Source organism: bacterium (assembly GCA_030018315.1).
Classification (GTDB): Bacteria; Hydrothermota; UBA3073; order JACQXS01; family JAGMCI01; genus JASEGA01.
The window spans coordinates 1-16,757 of the sequence record JASEGA010000001.1; the positions used below are offsets into that span (position 1 = coordinate 1).

At 36.1% G+C, this 16,757-nt stretch carries 17 protein-coding genes, 1 tRNA gene and 1 pseudogene; 15 read left to right on the plus strand and 4 right to left on the minus strand.

The window, feature by feature from the left end; all coding sequences use genetic code 11:
* A partial coding sequence (locus QMD71_00005) for a helix-turn-helix domain-containing protein (GenBank protein ID MDI6839239.1) occupies positions 1 to 194 on the minus strand: 194 nt, incomplete at its 3' end.
* 167 nt (positions 195 to 361) lie between these two features.
* Here QMD71_00005 and QMD71_00010 point away from each other — a divergent pair.
* Positions 362 to 565, plus strand: coding sequence for a hypothetical protein (locus tag QMD71_00010; GenBank protein MDI6839240.1), 204 nt, complete (start codon positions 362 to 364; stop codon positions 563 to 565).
* 82 nt (positions 566 to 647) lie between these two features.
* Here QMD71_00010 and QMD71_00015 read toward each other — a convergent pair whose 3' ends face one another.
* A complete protein-coding gene (locus QMD71_00015; protein MDI6839241.1) occupies positions 648 to 1,715 on the minus strand; it encodes a radical SAM protein in 1,068 nt (355 codons plus the stop codon).
* Between the two features lie 95 nt (positions 1,716 to 1,810).
* Here QMD71_00015 and queD point away from each other — a divergent pair, with 95 nt between their 5' ends.
* From queD to QMD71_00065, 10 genes and pseudogenes are all read left to right on the plus strand, one after another.
* Complete coding sequence (queD, locus tag QMD71_00020) at positions 1,811 to 2,179, plus strand: 6-carboxytetrahydropterin synthase QueD (protein ID MDI6839242.1); 369 nt, start codon at positions 1,811 to 1,813, stop codon at positions 2,177 to 2,179.
* Positions 2,169 to 2,792, plus strand: a complete 624-nt coding sequence (locus QMD71_00025; GenBank protein ID MDI6839243.1) for a radical SAM protein — start codon at positions 2,169 to 2,171, stop codon at positions 2,790 to 2,792. The genes queD and QMD71_00025 overlap by 11 nt, the downstream gene beginning before the upstream one ends.
* Entirely contained in the window at positions 2,789 to 3,490 is a 702-nt protein-coding gene (queC, locus tag QMD71_00030) for a 7-cyano-7-deazaguanine synthase QueC (protein MDI6839244.1), read from the plus strand. The genes QMD71_00025 and queC overlap by 4 nt, the downstream gene beginning before the upstream one ends.
* Positions 3,483 to 4,253, plus strand: coding sequence for a GTP cyclohydrolase FolE2 (gene folE2, locus QMD71_00035; protein ID MDI6839245.1), 771 nt, complete (start codon positions 3,483 to 3,485; stop codon positions 4,251 to 4,253). Before queC ends, folE2 begins: the two co-directional genes overlap by 8 nt.
* Entirely contained in the window at positions 4,253 to 5,242 is a 990-nt protein-coding gene (locus QMD71_00040) for a 50S ribosome-binding GTPase (GenBank protein ID MDI6839246.1), read from the plus strand. The genes folE2 and QMD71_00040 overlap by 1 nt, the downstream gene beginning before the upstream one ends.
* An 87-nt stretch (positions 5,243 to 5,329) precedes the next feature.
* A complete protein-coding gene (locus tag QMD71_00045) occupies positions 5,330 to 6,445 on the plus strand; it encodes an iron-containing alcohol dehydrogenase (protein MDI6839247.1) in 1,116 nt (371 codons plus the stop codon).
* A gap of 14 nt (positions 6,446 to 6,459) precedes the next feature.
* Positions 6,460 to 7,455, plus strand: coding sequence for a DUF5655 domain-containing protein (locus tag QMD71_00050; GenBank protein MDI6839248.1), 996 nt, complete (start codon positions 6,460 to 6,462; stop codon positions 7,453 to 7,455).
* Positions 7,452 to 7,983: pseudogene (locus QMD71_00055) on the plus strand (transposase). Before QMD71_00050 ends, QMD71_00055 begins: the two are co-directional and overlap by 4 nt.
* Positions 7,970 to 8,824 (plus strand): exonuclease domain-containing protein, encoded by an 855-nt coding sequence (locus QMD71_00060; protein ID MDI6839249.1) that lies wholly within the window; start codon positions 7,970 to 7,972, stop codon positions 8,822 to 8,824. The pseudogene QMD71_00055 and the gene QMD71_00060 overlap by 14 nt, the downstream one beginning before the upstream one ends.
* Positions 8,821 to 10,362 carry an NAD(P)H-hydrate dehydratase gene (locus tag QMD71_00065; protein ID MDI6839250.1) on the plus strand — a complete coding sequence of 514 codons (1,542 nt, stop codon included), beginning with the start codon at positions 8,821 to 8,823 and terminating at the stop codon, positions 10,360 to 10,362. The genes QMD71_00060 and QMD71_00065 overlap by 4 nt, the downstream gene beginning before the upstream one ends.
* Before the next feature lie 148 nt (positions 10,363 to 10,510).
* On the opposite strand, the gene QMD71_00070 is transcribed toward QMD71_00065, so the two are convergent.
* On the minus strand, positions 10,511 to 11,929 hold the full coding sequence (locus QMD71_00070) for an aldehyde dehydrogenase family protein (GenBank protein ID MDI6839251.1): 1,419 nt from the start codon (positions 11,927 to 11,929) through the stop codon (positions 10,511 to 10,513).
* A gap of 1 nt (position 11,930) precedes the next feature.
* Entirely contained in the window at positions 11,931 to 12,968 is a 1,038-nt protein-coding gene (locus tag QMD71_00075) for a homoserine dehydrogenase (GenBank protein MDI6839252.1), read from the minus strand.
* Between the two features lie 165 nt (positions 12,969 to 13,133).
* On the opposite strand from QMD71_00075, the gene QMD71_00080 reads away from it, so the two are divergent.
* The 4 genes from QMD71_00080 to QMD71_00095 all read left to right on the plus strand — a co-directional run bounded on the left by QMD71_00080 (position 13,134) and on the right by QMD71_00095 (position 16,757).
* Positions 13,134 to 13,991 (plus strand): glycosyltransferase family 2 protein, encoded by an 858-nt coding sequence (locus QMD71_00080; protein MDI6839253.1) that lies wholly within the window; start codon positions 13,134 to 13,136, stop codon positions 13,989 to 13,991.
* 78 nt (positions 13,992 to 14,069) lie between these two features.
* A tRNA-Val gene (locus QMD71_00085) sits at positions 14,070 to 14,143 on the plus strand.
* Between the two features lie 6 nt (positions 14,144 to 14,149).
* Positions 14,150 to 14,863: a C4-type zinc ribbon domain-containing protein gene (locus QMD71_00090; GenBank protein MDI6839254.1), complete on the plus strand. Its 714-nt coding sequence runs from the start codon at positions 14,150 to 14,152 to the stop codon at positions 14,861 to 14,863.
* Positions 14,850 to 16,757, plus strand: coding sequence for a tetratricopeptide repeat protein (locus QMD71_00095; protein MDI6839255.1), 1,908 nt, complete (start codon positions 14,850 to 14,852; stop codon positions 16,755 to 16,757). Before QMD71_00090 ends, QMD71_00095 begins: the two co-directional genes overlap by 14 nt.

Sequence of the window (16,757 nt, forward strand, 5' to 3'; positions counted from 1 at the left end):
GTGTGTGTTCTCTGGAAAGCCAATCCCATAATTCCCTTTATTTTGTATCGTTTATAGAGTCGTCTTGTATGTCTGTATGAGAGTCCGAGTTCTAAAGAAGCCTGGTATAGGGTCATCTTTTTTTGCTTCACTTCTATGAATATCTCAAATCTTTTCACAGCTTTTTCTGTGAGCTTTGGCCAAAAGTCTTGCATATGTCCTCCTTTCGGCCAAAGAATATACCATATTTTCAGCGATAGAGGACATTTTACCTGAAAAATAAAAGAGGACATTTTTGCTGAAAAGTAACAATAAAAAAATTTTCTTGACATTTATAACTGCGAAGTGTATAATCTATACCTATAGGAAGGGGGGTGAAAATATGAAAAGGCTAAGTGTAGCCACTGTCGCCTTTTATATAGGTGTCATTTCATTGATTGTAGCTGTATTTGCTCGTGCTCTTCGCATTGATATACTTGGAATATGGCCTTCAAATATCATCCATTTTGCTAATGCTTGGTTTTTAATCTGTCTCATTTGCTACCTCCACGCAATCTATCTAAAATTTGGTGAGAAAAAAGAATAAGTAGAGAGATAATTCTCAAGATGGATTCGTCTCGTCGTAGTCGATAGAGACAGATTAAGGTTGTTGATTTAGCAACAGGATTTTAAAAGGAGTATTCCGAATCAGATAAGAGATGCATATTCCCTATATGCACTCTTTTTAATCCTACCTTTTTTGCAATTTTTAATGCAGCCTCAGCGTGGGCTCTGCTTGTTCTGGGCAGATCACTCATTAGAAAGCAAGGTGAAAAAGCAAGTAGAGAGTAAGGGATATCTGGGTTTAACGAAGCAATAAATTGAGCAATATTACTTACTTCTTGCGTATCAACATACCCTGGGACAAGGAGAGTAGATGCTATAAGGAATGGTGTGGTAGGTTTGTCATAGGTTAGTGATGCAAGGTTAGCAAAGTTAGTAAAAGTTTGTTTATTTGTAACTCCACACAAAGCAAAATTTAGTCTCTCATCAAAAGCCTTCAAGTCAAACTTTATACAGCCACCTGACTCAAACGATATTTTTGCTATTTTAGACAGTAATTTGGGGTTCAAACTGCCGTTCGTCTCCAAACATATCCGAATCCCCTTCTTTAATGCAAGTTCAGATGTTTTAACAACATGCTGAATTTGAGGTGTTGGGTCGCCTCCAAAGTAACAGATACAATAAGTTTCTGGGTCAATATTACTTGCAAGCTGTTCAGGTTTTATCTCTTTTCCCAACCCTTGACGGAAATGCCAATTCTGGCAAAATAAACAATCAAAGTTACATGCTCTGTAAAAGACAGCGAGATTCTTATATCCATAAGCTAAATTACCCGGACATACCCAGTCTGCAACACAGTTTGTTGGCAGTGAATCAAAATACCAGTCAAGGAATCCGTAGCCACGGCTTACAAGTTTACCATTTCTATTCTCTTTGATTTTGCAATACCCATGCCCTCCAGCATAAATCTCGCATTTATTTACACATTGAGTGCATTTTACCAATTTACGTCCAGTTTTAAGTGAAGTAGACACTACTCCTTTATCAAATCCAAATGACTTTCTTACATTTTGGTGTACTTCTTCAATCTTTGGTTTCACTCTTTTCCAATCTCTTTTTATACAATTAAGACACACCCCTAAGGTTTCAGAAATAGTAGATGAGCTCTTTTTACAGTTTACACAAGTACCCACGATGTTTTAATTATAATACAATTGTTCTTTTAAGTCAATGGGTTTGAGAAGAAAAAATTGACAAACAATATTTTAGAGATATAATTTTTATTAAGATGTGGCTTGTAAGTATTGAATCTAAATTTTCAGCTGCCCATCAATTAAAAGGATATCCGGGTGAATGCAGTGGTGTTCACGGCCATAATTTTAAAGTGAAAGTCACAGTTGAAGCAGCTGTGCTTAAAAGTGTAGGTTTTGGGATGGACTTTAGAAAGTTAAATAAGATTCTCAATGAGATAATTAAAAGATTAGACCATAAAAATTTAAATGAACTACCCGAATTTGGAGCTGTCAATCCTACAGCTGAAAATATTGCAAAACTTATATGGACTGAGTTGAAACCCAAAATCAAAAAGTCTATCAAACTAAAAGAAGTCCAAATTTGGGAATCTGATACTAATTCAGTAACTTATTATGAAAGTTAATGAGATATTTAAGTCAATCCAAGGGGAGTCTATATTTCAAGGGCTTCCCTGTATTTTTGTGCGACTTACTGGCTGCAACTTACGTTGCTCCTATTGTGATACTAAATATGCATATGAAGAGGGAGATGAAATTTCAGTAGATGAAATTATCTGTGAAATAGGGAAATACGATTGTAAGCTTATCGAAATTACTGGAGGCGAGCCTCTATTACAGCCAGAAGTTTATGATTTAAGTTATAAGCTATTAGCACTGGACTATAAGATACTGGTTGATACAAACGGTTCTATACCTGTGGAAAGATTAGCTCCTGAGATAATTAGGATACTAGACATAAAGTGCCCAGGTTCTGGGATGTCAGATAGGATGTACTGGGATAATCTTAAAAATTTGAGGCACACAGACGAAATAAAGTTTGTTTGCTCTGACAAACAAGATTATGAATGGGCAAAATCTATTGTTAAAAAGTATTCACTACCTGAGAAAGTAGATGTTGTTTCATTTTCACCAGCTTTTGGTAGAATTTCACCTGCATCACTCGCTGAATGGATAATGGTGGACAACTTAAATGTCCGTCTGCAATTACAGCTCCATAAATATATAGGACTCAAATGAAGGATTTAGCTATAGTTCTTGTCTCTGGCGGCATTGATAGCTGTGTAACAGCAGCTATAACAAATAAAGAATATGAACTCGCCTTTTTACATATAAATTATGGACAAAGGACACAGACTCGTGAACTTAAAGCATTTAACGATATTGCCAATTTTTACAAAGTTAAACATAGACTTATTTGTGAGTTAGAGCACTTTAAAAGAATAGGCGGTTCAAGTTTGATTGACTTACAAATGGAAGTTCCAATTGCTGATTCAAACTATGAAGGCAGGTCAGGAGACCTGCCTCTACTCATTCCTGCCAAAATTCCTTCAACTTATGTCCCATTTCGGAATGCAAATCTACTTGCTGTTGCAGTCTCTTGGGCAGAGGTGATTGGAGTTCACAAGATATTTATTGGGGTAGTTGAAGAAGATACCCCTGGGTATCCGGATTGTAGGAAAGAATTTTATGAAATATTTAATAAAGTTATTAAGATAGGAACTAAGCCAGATAGCCATATAGAGATAGTGACCCCAATAATTGGGCTGCATAAATATGAGGTTATAAAGAAGGGGATAGAACTTAATGCTCCAATTCACTTAACTTGGTCTTGTTATAGGGAACAGAAATTAGCTTGTGGTAACTGTGATTCTTGCATTCGTAGACTTAGAGCATTTAAACTTGCAGGAATTAGTGACCCAATATCATATGCGTGACCTACAAAATGAGAGAGATACAAGAAAATTCATGATAGATAAAGTAGGAATTAAAAACTTAAAATATCCGATAAGAGTCTTTGACAAGAGAGAGATAGAACAACATACTGTAGCTAATATTAATATGTATGTATCACTTCCTCGTGAGTTTCGTGGCACTCATATGAGCAGATTCATTGAAATTCTTAATAAATACAAGGATACAATTGCTATGAAAAATATGAAGTCTATTCTAAACGATATAAGGGAGAAATTTAATGCAGAGTCGTCGCATCTTGAGATAGAATTTCCTTATTTTATTGAGAAAGAAGCACCTGTTTCTCATGCAAGAAGTCTAATGGAATACGAGTGTAAATTTATATGCTCACTTTCTAAACAAGAGGGCTTTCATTTTACACTTGGGGTAGCGCTTCCGATAGCTACACTTTGTCCTTGTTCTAAGGAACTTGTGAAGAAAGGGGCACATAATCAGAGGGGTAAGATGAAGGTATTTATTAGGTCGCATGGCTTCTTCTGGATTGAAGACCTCGTGTCACTTGTTGAGGGCTGTGCCTCTACTTCACTTTATTCATTGTTAAAAAGAGAGGATGAGCGTTTTGTTACTAAGTATGCCTACGACCATCCTGTGTTTGTTGAGGATGTAGTTCGTAATGTAGCAAAGAAATTAAATAAAGAGAAAGAAATAATATGGTACTCAGTTGAGATAGAGAGTTACGAGAGTATCCATAATCACGATGCTTATGCATTTATTGAGAAGAAATAATGCCTGCTAATTTACCACCCCAATATTACGAAGCTGAAAGACGACTGAAGTCAGCCGAAGGTCCACTTGAAAAGATTGAAATCCTCCGTACTATGCTTGCTATAATGCCACACCATAAAGGGACTGATAAGCTACAAGCAGACATTAGGGCAAAAATTGCTAGACTAAACAAAGAGATGCAAAAAAAGCATGTTATAAGCAGATATACTTACTATATAGAAAAAGAAGGAGCAGCTCAGTGTTTGCTTATTGGATTACCTAATTCAGGTAAGTCTCAACTATTGTCAGTGCTTACTCGTGCTACTCCTGAAGTGGCACCGTATCCATTCACTACCACCAAGCCTATAGTAGGGATGATGCCATTTGAGAATATACAAATACAGCTTGTAGATACACCAGCTATAAACCATGAGTTTATGAAAAAGTGGCTTAAGAATTTAATGACTTCTGCTAACCTTATTTTACTTATAGTGGATTTAAGTGATAATAATATAATAGATGGACTTGATTTAATTATGAAGGGATTGGAAGAGAAGATGATTAAAATTTTAGCCCCAACACTATCTGATATTGGATATATTCACAAAAAAGTGCTCATTGTTGGGAACAAAAAAGACTTACAAAATACCGCTGCAAACTTTGACTACTTGAGGTTGCACCTCTTAAACAAGAATTTTGGAACAATACTTCCTATAGTAGCTGTTTCTGCTGAAACAAAAGAAGGATTACAGGAGTTAAAGAGTCAAATTTATAAGTCATTAGATATTATTAGGGTGTATAGTAAGGAGCCGGGTGAGAAGCCCGATTTAACTGACCCTATTGTCTTAAGTAAAGGGAGTACAGTTATTGATGCTGCTATAGCTATCCATAAAGATTTTGCTAACAAGTTAAAATACGCAAGACTTTGGGGGTCAAATAAATTTGATGGTCAAAGAGTAGAAAGAAACTACTTATTAAAAGATGGTGACATTATAGAGTTTCATATTTAAGGGCAAGGAGGTACACTCCCTCGCCCTTAAGAACCCTACTCCCCAAGAGGAGTGATGTAGGGCGAGGCTTTAGCCTCGCTAAAAGTGATGATGAATTTTGAACATTACTCACCTACCAAAATAATATTTGGAACAGGCAAACTTAAAAAGTTAGCAGAGTTTTTACCATCTCATCTAAAAAGAGTCCTTATAGTCACAGGTAAGCGCTCATCTAAAGAAAACGGCTCACTCTCTTCACTTCAAACTTCTCTTAGAAAGCTTAACCGACTGTACTTTTTATTTGATGGAGTAGAACAAAATCCGAGCACTCAAACTGTGGATAAAGGAACTTATGTTGCAAGAAAAGAAAAAGTTGATGCTGTAATTGGACTTGGAGGCGGTAGTCCAATGGATGTTGCTAAATGCATTGCTCTGCTCACAAACAATGCAGGCAAAATAGAAGATTATATAGGAGGAAAGGAGCCTCAAAACACACCTGTTCCCATTATAGAAATACCTACTACTGCTGGAACTGGCTCTGAAGTGACCCAATATGCAGTACTTACAAATCCCAAGTCTTACACTAAAGCTGGGTACTCAAATTCTTACCTTTTTCCATCAATTGCTATACTTGACCCGGAGCTCACAATTTCAATGCCATACAAAGTCACTGTGAATACAGGTATAGATGCACTTACTCATGCAATTGAGGGCTACCTGTCAACTCAAGCAACCCCAATCTCAGATACACTTGCACTTGAGTCTATCAAGATAATAAAGGAATATCTTCCAAAAGTGGCTGTAAATGGAAAAGATATAATGGCAAGAACCCATATGCTTTATGGCTCTATGGTTGCTGGTTTAGTGATAGCACAAACAAAGACTATAATATTACATGCACTCGGCTACCCACTTACTACATTTTATAATATACCACATGGGAGAGCAAATGGTGCTTTACTACCTTATGTTTTGGAATTCTTGAAAGATGTACAAGACAAAAAAATATCAAAAATTATTGAGATGTTTGGTGGAAAAGATTTAGATATAATTAAATCTTTTGTGAATGAGCTTGGCATATCTATTCACCTAAGCGATTATGGGATAACTCAAGATGGTATACCAGGATTTGTTAAAGATGTGAAGGGGAGGGTGAACCTAAAAGTAACACCAAAGAAAGTGCTCCAAGAAGACATATCAAATCTTTACAAACAAGCACTATAAAAGGAGGTATAAGAATGGGTGAGGAGATATTGATTAAAGATGGTGTGAGATATAGGTTTTGGGGTTATGATAAGGGTGAGGATAAATTAGAGAGAATAGTTATAAACCATTACAAAGAAATTTTTGGGGAAAACTCGCTATGTTTTGGTAAACGAGAGATAAAAACAAAAGCTGGTATAGGAACGATACCGGATGGTTTTGTGATAGATATTGACTCTAAGAAATGGTACATCGTAGAAGTTGAACTTGCAGAGCATGGTTATAATCATATTCATTCTCAATTAAGTAAGTTTCAAAGAGCTTATAAAAAGCCTGAAACACGAAGTAAACTTGCAGATGCTTTTTATAAAGATATTGAAAATGACGTAAAGAAAAAGTCCTTATTTACCTCAAAAGGAATCGGAGAAGTGTACAAATGCTTATCAGATATCGTGCAATCTGAGCCAATTATAGCTCTTATAGTAGATGAAGATACAGAAGAGGTGACAGAAGCAGGTGAGGATTATAAAGCAGAGATTATTAAATTCAAGACTTTTGTGAGGCAAGGTACTGAAAAAGCAGAAAAACCTGTTTATATACATTCGTTTAAGCCACTTTATATCAGTTTAGAGATTGAAAAACCACGTAAGAAAAAGATTAAAAAGGAGGCAGAAATTTATTCGGAAGCAGGACATTTGATGACAGCACTTCCAGAAATAAAAGCATTGTATGAAAAACTTAAATCTTCATTGTTAGAGATAGACCCTGATGTTAAGATTAGACCGGTAAAACACTATGTTGGATTTATAAGCAAAACAAACTTTATTGACATTCATATTCAGAAAAAAGCTTTGAAGATTTGGCTAAATATGAAAAAGGGAGAATTAAATGACCCCAAAGGTTTATTTAGAGATGTATCACGCATCGGTCATTGGGGGAATGGAGATTACGAATTAAGAATACAGGATGATAAAGATATTGAATATATAACGAGTTTAGCCCAACAATCTTATAGGAAGAACTCAAAATGAAAGACAACGTTTCTCAACAAAGGCATCAGCGGTCGATTAGGTTGAAGGGGTACGATTATTCTGAAGTTGGAGCGTATTTTATTGACGGTTTGTACTCAAAATCAAGAAATGTATTTCGACCAGTACCCTAAATTGAAAGTCCTTATATCAGAACAGTGGCAAAAATTGCCACAACGGTTTCCAAACATTGAGTTGGATGAATTTGTGGTAATGCCTAACCATATACATGGAATTATTTTTATCTACTGTAGGGGCGGGGTAACCCCGCCCCTACACCGGCCAACACTGGAACAAATTATTGCGTATTTCAAATATCAGTCCACTAAACTAATTAATCAATGGTGCAATACACCGGGTACACCTTTCTGGCAGCGAAATTATTATGAACATATTATTTGGAATGAAAATTCATTAAATCGTATCCGTGAATATATTCGTTATAATCCTCTAAAATGGGATCTTGATAGAGAAAACCCAGCTCGTACAGGTATAGATGAATTTGACAAATGGCTGTATGAAAAGAAATAAAATAAAAACAATAGGCGAACACATAGGGTTGCCGCTACCAGAGGTTACTTTTGTCTTCCTTGATGTAGAGACTACCGGGTTACATCCTCAGTATGGAGACCGTATATGCGAGATTGGGTTAGTAAAAACTGAAAACGGTAAAATTGCTGATTCTTACACTACACTGATAAATCCTCACAGACCTATTTCTCCCGGTGCCTTTATGGCGAATGGAATAACTGCTGATATGGTCAAAGATGCACCATCATTTAATGAGATAGTGGGTGAGGTATTAAAATTTATTGATAGTGCAGTAATTGTAGCTCATAATGCACCATTTGATTTAAACTTTATTGGCTCACATTTACATAACCTGCGAATCCCTTTTCCTGGCAACCCTGTAATTGACACTCTTACATTAGCGCGTGCATACTATCATTTTCCTGGGAACGGATTATTAAAAATTGCCAATTACTTAGGTATAAATACTCGTGATTCCCATAGGGCACTTGGAGATGCAAGGATAACGAGTAAAATCTTTCATATATTTGTTAATGATTTTAAGAGAATGAGAGTAGCTACACTCCACGATTTGTTAGAGTTGCAAGGTGGCTCATTTGTATTTCCTACATATGGTGAAATAATACTGCCACCTGAAATAGAGGAATCTCTTAAGTGTAACAAAAAGCTTAAAATTAGGTACATCTCAGCTTATGGAGAAGAGACTGTTCGTACTATAAAACCTGTTGATATAATACCCTATCAGGATTATACTTACCTTATAGCACACTGTCTTTTAAGGAATGAGCGTCGCACTTTTCGGTTAGATAGAATTTTAGAGATAAAATTGGAGGTAAAATGAAACTTGTAACACCTGATGAGATGAAAGAGATAGACAGAAAGGCAATTAGAGAACTTGGAATTCCGGGCGTCGTTCTTATGGAGAATGCAGGACTTGGCCTATTTGAGATAATTCAGGAAGAATTTGGTGAAATAAAAGATTTAAAAGTTGGCATAGTTTGTGGTGAAGGTAACAATGGAGGAGACGGATTTGTGCTTGCTCGTCATTTATTAAATAATGGCGCAACTGTATCTATTTTTCTTTTGGGCAAATCTCAAAGAATAAAAGGAGATGCAGGTATTAATCTTAATATCTTGCTAAATACGGGTTTCAAAATTAAAGAATTAACTACTAAAAAAGACGTTCAAATATTTGTAAGTGAGTGCAAACAGTTTACTCTCCTTGTAGATGCAATATTTGGGACAGGATTTAAAGGGAAAGTGAATGGAATAGACGCAGAAGTGATAAATGCTATGAATGAATCTGGCGTCCCTATTCTTGCAGTTGATGTTCCATCAGGTTTAAATGCTTATGATGGCAGTATAGAAGGAATTTGTGTAAATGCAGATTTTACAGGCACAATGTGTCTACCTAAGAGAGGATTATTTCTGTATCCTGGTAAAGATTATGCAGGTGATATTTATGTGATTGATATAGGGGTACCCCCTTCATTATATAAGCATATAAATTTAGAACTACTTGAGTCATCCGAATTACGCTCTTTACTTCCTTATAGGCCTTGTAATTCTAACAAAGGCACATTTGGGCGTGTATTTGTGCTTGCAGGCTCGCGTGGTATGACGGGAGCTGCATCACTTACAGCAATGTCTGCTCTAAAGATAGGGGCAGGACTTGTTCGGCTCGGCATTCCTAAATCTCTCAATCCAATACTTGAGGAAAAAGTAACAGAAGTAATCACAGTGCCACTTCCAGAGAGCCCTGATGCGACACTTACAATTAGTGGAGTTAAAGAGATAATGCAAGAGATAGACAAGGCGGATGTAATTGCGATAGGACCCGGCTTATTAACTCATCCCGATACTAATATGCTAATTAGAAATTTGGTTCCAAAAATTAGAATCCCGCTTGTAATTGATGCCGATGGTATAAATAATTTAACATTTGAAGATATAAGGAAAATTAAAGCCCCTACAGTTATTACACCGCATCCGGGTGAACTTTCAAGGCTTACAAGGCTTACAATACCAGACATCCAAAAAGCACGGATTGACAAAGCATTTCACTTTGCCAAGGTACTGGAGATAACTTTTGTCCTTAAGGGTGCACCTACTATAATAGCATCTGAAGGCATAGGTTATCTAAATCCAACTGGCAATTCTGGACTCGCATCAGCTGGTTCCGGTGATGTGTTAACAGGTATGATAGCAGGCTTATTGGCACAGGGACTAAAGCCAGTTAATGCTGCAAGACTTGGAGTCTACCTCCATGGGCTTGCCGGTGATATAGCAGCTAAAAAGCTGACTGAATACTCAATGATAGCAAGCGATGTGATGAATGCTATTCCAGAAGCAATTAAAGAGCTAATGGAAGGAGAATAATTTAAGTGTGTATCTCTATTGAGAGTCGGTTTTGTCTTTTTTACCCCTTACTGCCCTATAAAGGCAGTAAGCTAATCCTCCATAAAACACTACAGAGCCAAAAATTAACACCACAATAGCAGAGGCTGGCATTTTATTACTCCTTTATTTATTTTGATAGATTTATTGCTACTAATTTTATCTCTGTCATTATATCTATTGCAAACTTAAGCCCTTCACGATGTAACCCAGAATATTTATAGCCTCCAAATGGCATATAGTCAACTCTGAAATCAGTAGAATCATTTATCATAACACCGCCGAACCGTAATTCTTTAGCTGCATAGAATGCAGTATCTAAATTTTGTGTAAAAATTGCAGCATGTAGTCCATATTTAGAATCATTGGCTTCACTTACTCCTTCATCTAAAGTTTTAAATGGAAAAACGACAACTACTGGACCAAAAATCTCTTCACTGACTACTTTTGCTTTCTTGGGCACATTCTCAAGAATTGTAGGCCAGTAAAAGTTGCCTTTCCTTTTACCACCTACTGCTATCTTACTACCAAGCTCAACTGCCTCATTAACCCAACTCTCAACCTTATCTGCTTCTTCCTTTGTAATCATAGGTCCCATATCAGTGGTCTCATTTAGCTTATCTCCTACTTTATAGGCTTTGGTCTGTTTGATAAACTCTTGCATGAATTTGTCATAAATTGACTTATGAAGATAAAGTCTTTGTACTCCTATACAGTTTTGGCCGGCAGCCCAAAATGAGCCTGATACTATAGATGGGACAGCTAATCCTAAATCTGCATCTTGCATAACTATAACAGCAGAGGATGAGCCGAGCTCCATCATAACTTTTTTAAGTCCAGCTTTCCTAATTACCTCATCACCTGCCTCCACTCCACCAGTAAATGTTATAACTCTCGGACGCGGGTCTTTAATAAGGGCATCGCCTATCTTTGATGCTTTCCCAGTAATTATAGAAATAGCGTCTTCTGGTAACCCAGCTTCCAACAACAATTTACCTAACTTAATTGCAGAAATAGGTGTGAGATATGTCGGTTTCAGCACAACTGCATTACCAGCTGCAATTGCAGGTCCTACTTTATGGGCTACCATATTTAATGGGTCATTGTAAGGAGTGATAGCAAGCACTATACCAACAGGCTCTCTTATCCAATAACCAAACCTCTGTTCCCTTCTATAATCAGCATCTATATGGACTATTTCACCTTCTATCCTTTTCGCCTCCTCTGCAGCATATGTTAATGTATTTACTGCCCTTGTCGCTTCCTTTTTTGCTTCTCTTATAGTTTTGACACCTTCAAGTGCAATAGTTTTTGCAAATTCATCAACCTTTGATTCTAATAAGTCTGCAGTCTTTTTAAGAATTAGATATCTATCGTATGTTGATAGTTTTCTCATTGTAATAGCACCCTTCTCTGCCGCCTTGTATGCTTTATCAACATCTGAAGCATCAGCTGCCGGCACTGTATCTATAAGCTTATCATCTTGTGGGTCTCTGACTTCTATTTTTTCAGGTTTATTAGCCAATTTCCCACCTATTATCATTTCCATATTATCTCCCCTTAAGTAAGCGATGGATATTAAGTAAATCAGTTAAAATAGCAGTTCCTGTTTCCTTTTTGCCTGCTCCTTGTCCAACTATTGTTACGTCACCTAATGTATCAGTGACAAAAGTTATAGCATTTTTTACACCATTAACATTAAATAAGAAGTTTTCTTGTCCTACTTTCTCTGGTGCTACCTTTGCCTTAATTTTATTTCCTTCTCTCCATGTCTTACCAATAAGTTTCCAGCGATTGCCTTCGGATTTTGCTGATTTAATGTCTTCTTGAGTAATCTCTGTAATTCCGACTCTTGCTACATCTGTTACCTTTAAATTTCCTCCCATCACTACATTAGCAACTATTAAGATTTTTGCTAAAGCATCCCAGCCCTCAACATCGGCATCGGGCTTAGCTTCAGCGTAGCCAAGTCTTTGTGCCTCCTTTAAAGCTTCATCGTAAGTTTTACCCATCTCCATTTCGGTGAGTATGTAATTGGTAGTGCCATTTAATATCCCTCTAACTTCCTTTATCTCAATGCCAGCGAGTGATTCTAATCCTAAGCTTATTACTGGCGTTCCACTTAACACTGTGCCCTCAAATTTAATAAATACACCTTTCTTCTTTGATAGAGTCAATAGTTCATTATATGCCAGTGCTATAGGACCTTTGTTTGTTGTAATAACATGCTTACCAAGATTAATGGCAATCTTTATATAAGTAAGTCCTGGTTCACCTGTATTAATATTAGTAGGAGTGACTTCCACAATCACATTAGCATTACTCTCTTTTATAGTCTTTATACTATCCCATCCTTTTATCCCTTCGGTGTAGTTGTTAATACTTTTCTGCTCTTTTACTAATGATAGAATTTGGTTCAACTCTAACCCTTTTGGCTGATATACCGAGCCTTTTACTGGGTCAGAGATTGCCACCACTGAATAGTCAAGATTGTAATATTTCTTAAGTATGGTCTTCTTCTCTTGTAGAATTTCAGCAAACCCTTGTCCTACAACTCCAAACCCAATAAAAGCTAAATTGTAATTCATTTTAGTATTCTCTTTATATCAATAAAATTGAGATTTGTCAAGTTTTATTAATTCTACTCTTGAACGCTTATCAAATCAAAAACTTGACATCAGTATATTTCTATATATGATTATGTAGGGGCGTATTGCAATACGCCCCTACATTAAAGACGATATCTTTTCCATATGAAAGAGGAAATTTCTGTAATAATTGTGACCTGGAATTCAGGCGAATACATTGAAGGTTGTTTAAAAGCACTTGGTCTTGAGCCTGCCTCGCCGAGTCAAGGCGGGTATGAGATAATTCTTGTTGATAATCACTCACTTGATATAACAGTTGATTTAGTGAGAAAGAATTTTTTGGGCGTCCGTATAATTGAAAACTTCTCTAATGTTGGGCTGTCAAGGGCAATCAATCAAGGTGCTAAAATATCAAATGGTAGATATCTGCTCATCCTTAACCCTGATGTTGTAGTTATGGAGGACACAGTTAAAAAGCTTTACCAATTTATGCAAGAAAGAGAAGAAATTGGTGCTTGTGGACCCCGCTTTTTATGGCCTACAGGTAGAATTCAGCCATCTTGTCGTGAGTTTCCAAATTTTAGCAACTTATTTCTTGAATTTATAGGAATTGGAAGGATAATGAGATTTTCAAAGTGGAAGATGGGTTATTTCAATCACAATAGTGCGAGAGAAGTAGACCAGCCAGCAGGTTCATGTTTACTTGTTAGGAAAGAGATTTTTAATAAAGTAGGAGGAATGAATGAATCCTATCCTTTCTTTATGAATGATGTAGATTTATGTTACAAGATAAAAAGGATGGGCTATAAGCTACATTTTGTTCCAGAAGCAAATGTGATTCACTATTTAGGGGGGTCAACTCGTAAGGTACGACGAAAAATGATTCTTGAAGAACACTTAAGTATATATAGATATCTAAGAGACCATTTCAACAATTATTTTTTAATAGCCCTATACGGCTTCTTACTTCTTATTAGCTCTTTTTATCGTATCCTTTTTAGTCTTATTTGGCATCATCGGTAATAACAAAATAAAAATAATAAGAATAACTACTTATTTTATCTTGACAATTGCTTAAATTTTTGTTATATTTAAAAAAAAGGGCGGATAGCTCAGATGGTTAGAGCGTCGGTTTCACATACCGGAGGTCATGGGTTCGACTCCCTTTCCGCCCATTTTAAGTGAAAGAAGAGCTAAAGACTCTCTGGAGGTTACAGAAGCTTGATACAGAAATTTCTAAATTAGAAGCACGTAAAAAGAATATTCCTCAAGAAATTCAGCAGTTAAATAAGAAGCTAAAAGCAAAGGAAAAAGAGCTCCAGAAGCAGAAAGAAACATTTCAAGAGTTTATCACACGTAGGAGGAATTTAGAACAAGACGCAGAGGAGTCAAAGGATAGGGTAAGGCGCTATAAAGCTCAACTATTGCAAGTTAAGACAAACAAAGAGTATCAGTCCATTTTACACGAGATAAGCACAGAGGAAGTTAAACTATCAGCTTACGAAGAGGAAATTATTGATGCTCTTACTCAGAGTGATGAACTATCTAAACAGATAGAAAATTTGAGTAAAGAGTTAGAAAAAGATAAAGATAAATTTTCAAAGTATGAAGAAAAACTACAAAAAGAGCTTTCTGAAGTAGAAAATGCTCTTCTTACAAAAAAGGATGAATATGAAAAGCTCACAAATAAGATTAACTCTGTAATTCTTTCAAGATATCAGCAAATAAAAAGAAGTAGAGATGGAATTGGTGTAGTTGGAATATCGGAATCAACTTGTAAGGGCTGCAATGCTATCCTTCCTCCTCAATTTGTGGTTGAGGTAAGAAAAGGGAATAAGATATTAACTTGCGAACAATGTGGCAGGATTCTTATTTGGGAAGATGATGTGGATTAGTTTCCTTATTCTAATCCCTTCGCTTAAGACTGTAGGTGATTACTTCTTCACTCATGGCGAGTATAAGAAAGCTGTAGAAATATATAATAGAGCTTATAGAGAAAAACCTTCCCCTGAGCTTAAGTTAAAAATTGGACTAAGTTTATACAGACTCGGTATTACTGCATTAAAAAAGGATAATTTTAATGAGGCTCTCTCCCAGTTTAAATTAGGTGGAAATAAATATGGTATAGGGTTTGTGAATTACAAAGTAGGTAATAAAGAGAATGCGAAGAAAGTCTTCCACGACCTTAATGATTTTTATGCTTTGGGTGTAATCAGTTATCAAGAAAATGAGTTTAAAGAAGCCCTCCAGTATTTTAAGCTTGCCAATTCTCCTTATGGTATGGGAATATCTTTTTATAGACTCGGAGCTTATAAAGAGGCCTTAGATTATTTTAAAAAAGCAAACGATAATTTTTTAGCTGCCGAATGTTGTTATAAACTGAAAAAATTTAATGAAGCAGAAAGTTACTATCAAAAAGCGCTTCAAGAAACAAACTGGACAAGAGATGCATTGTATGGACTTGCATGGACCCATTATAAGTTAGGTAAGTTTAGCCTCTCAGCACAGGAGTTTAAAAAATTTATAACCCAATATCCTAAAGACCCTTTAATACCTATTTCTCTCTATTATACAGCAAGAACTTTATTGAAGATTGGAGATTTACAATCTGCGATTAAACATTTTAAAACACTTATCAATGAATATCCTGGCTCCGAGTTCATTGATGATTCTTATTATTGGATGGGTAAAGCATATTTTATCCAATCAGATTATACTGCCTGTATCAAACAACTCAACTTCCTTCTATCAAATTACCCGAACAGCAACCTTCGTTCCTACGCCTATTTGTTGATTGGTGATGTATATTACAAGCAGAATGATTATAACTCTGCGATTAACTGGTACAAAAAGGTAAAAGGACCGTCAGATATACTTGACGACGCAAGATTTAAACTTGAAAAGTGTTATTTTGGGCTTGGTGAATATAGCTCAAGTTTAGATATTTTACACAATTTTATTCACAAGTATCCGAAGTCGCCTCGGTCACCAAAATTTGGGCTTGAACTTGCCCAGTATTGGGTTAAACAGAACAATTTTCAAAAAGCTATTGAATCGTATAACAATGTAATTTACAACTTTAGCTGGTCTTCATTAGTTGATGAAGCAAAACTTGGACTCGCTGATTGCTATTTTAGAATTGGAAAATATGATGCTGCTATAGAGACATATCGAGAGTTATTTAACACCTCTTTAGGAATGAAGGCACAATTTAGTCTTGCAAACACATACTTTTTGCTTGCTGAGTATGACCGAGCAATTCATGAATATGAAATCCTTATTAATGAGTTTCAAAATTCTGACTTTGCAAAAGATGCACAATATCAGATTGGCTTATCATATGAGCGACTTGAGAAGCCGAGGGAGGCGAGGCTTGCCTTTCAAAAATTTATAGAGAAGTATCAGAAAGATCCAAATTATTGGGATGCGGAGCTTAAACTATCAAAGACCTATAGGGATGAAGGTTTGATTGACGAATATCTTGAAGCCCTTCTCCATGTTGAAGCCAAAGGAGAGGGTAAACCAAAGCAGGAAGCTACTTTTTTGCTTGGTTCTTTGTATTTTGATAAAGAAGATTACAAGACTGCAAAAGAGTTTTATCTTAAAGCAGCTTCACAGTATGAGGACATTGATTCTAAATCAAAGTCGTTCATTTATGCGGCACGGTGTGCTGTAGCTTTAGGGAAAAAGGATGAAGCAATAGAGCTTTACAAGGCTGTACTCTCATTATTACCAAATCCAGCTTTAGAAGAGGAAGCAAAAAAAGGGATTAAACAACTCGGAGAGTAA

What these genes read in the sequence shown, in the direction of transcription:
- QMD71_00080 (MDI6839253.1), top strand. Translation starts at nt 13,134, where the DNA reads ATGAAAGAGGAAATTTCTGTAATAATTGTGACCTGGAATTCAGGCGAA.
- QMD71_00025 (MDI6839243.1), top strand. Translation starts at nt 2,169, where the DNA reads ATGAAAGTTAATGAGATATTTAAGTCAATCCAAGGGGAGTCTATATTT.
- QMD71_00040 (MDI6839246.1), top strand. Translation starts at nt 4,253, where the DNA reads ATGCCTGCTAATTTACCACCCCAATATTACGAAGCTGAAAGACGACTG.
- folE2 (MDI6839245.1), top strand. Translation starts at nt 3,483, where the DNA reads ATGCGTGACCTACAAAATGAGAGAGATACAAGAAAATTCATGATAGAT.
- QMD71_00095 (MDI6839255.1), top strand. Translation starts at nt 14,850, where the DNA reads ATGATGTGGATTAGTTTCCTTATTCTAATCCCTTCGCTTAAGACTGTA.
- QMD71_00075 (MDI6839252.1), bottom strand. Translation starts at nt 12,968, where the DNA reads ATGAATTACAATTTAGCTTTTATTGGGTTTGGAGTTGTAGGACAAGGG.
- QMD71_00050 (MDI6839248.1), top strand. Translation starts at nt 6,460, where the DNA reads ATGGGTGAGGAGATATTGATTAAAGATGGTGTGAGATATAGGTTTTGG.
- QMD71_00010 (MDI6839240.1), top strand. Translation starts at nt 362, where the DNA reads ATGAAAAGGCTAAGTGTAGCCACTGTCGCCTTTTATATAGGTGTCATT.
- queC (MDI6839244.1), top strand. Translation starts at nt 2,789, where the DNA reads ATGAAGGATTTAGCTATAGTTCTTGTCTCTGGCGGCATTGATAGCTGT.
- QMD71_00070 (MDI6839251.1), bottom strand. Translation starts at nt 11,929, where the DNA reads ATGGAAATGATAATAGGTGGGAAATTGGCTAATAAACCTGAAAAAATA.
- QMD71_00045 (MDI6839247.1), top strand. Translation starts at nt 5,330, where the DNA reads ATGATGAATTTTGAACATTACTCACCTACCAAAATAATATTTGGAACA.
- queD (MDI6839242.1), top strand. Translation starts at nt 1,811, where the DNA reads ATGTGGCTTGTAAGTATTGAATCTAAATTTTCAGCTGCCCATCAATTA.
- QMD71_00065 (MDI6839250.1), top strand. Translation starts at nt 8,821, where the DNA reads ATGAAACTTGTAACACCTGATGAGATGAAAGAGATAGACAGAAAGGCA.
- QMD71_00060 (MDI6839249.1), top strand. Translation starts at nt 7,970, where the DNA reads ATGAAAAGAAATAAAATAAAAACAATAGGCGAACACATAGGGTTGCCG.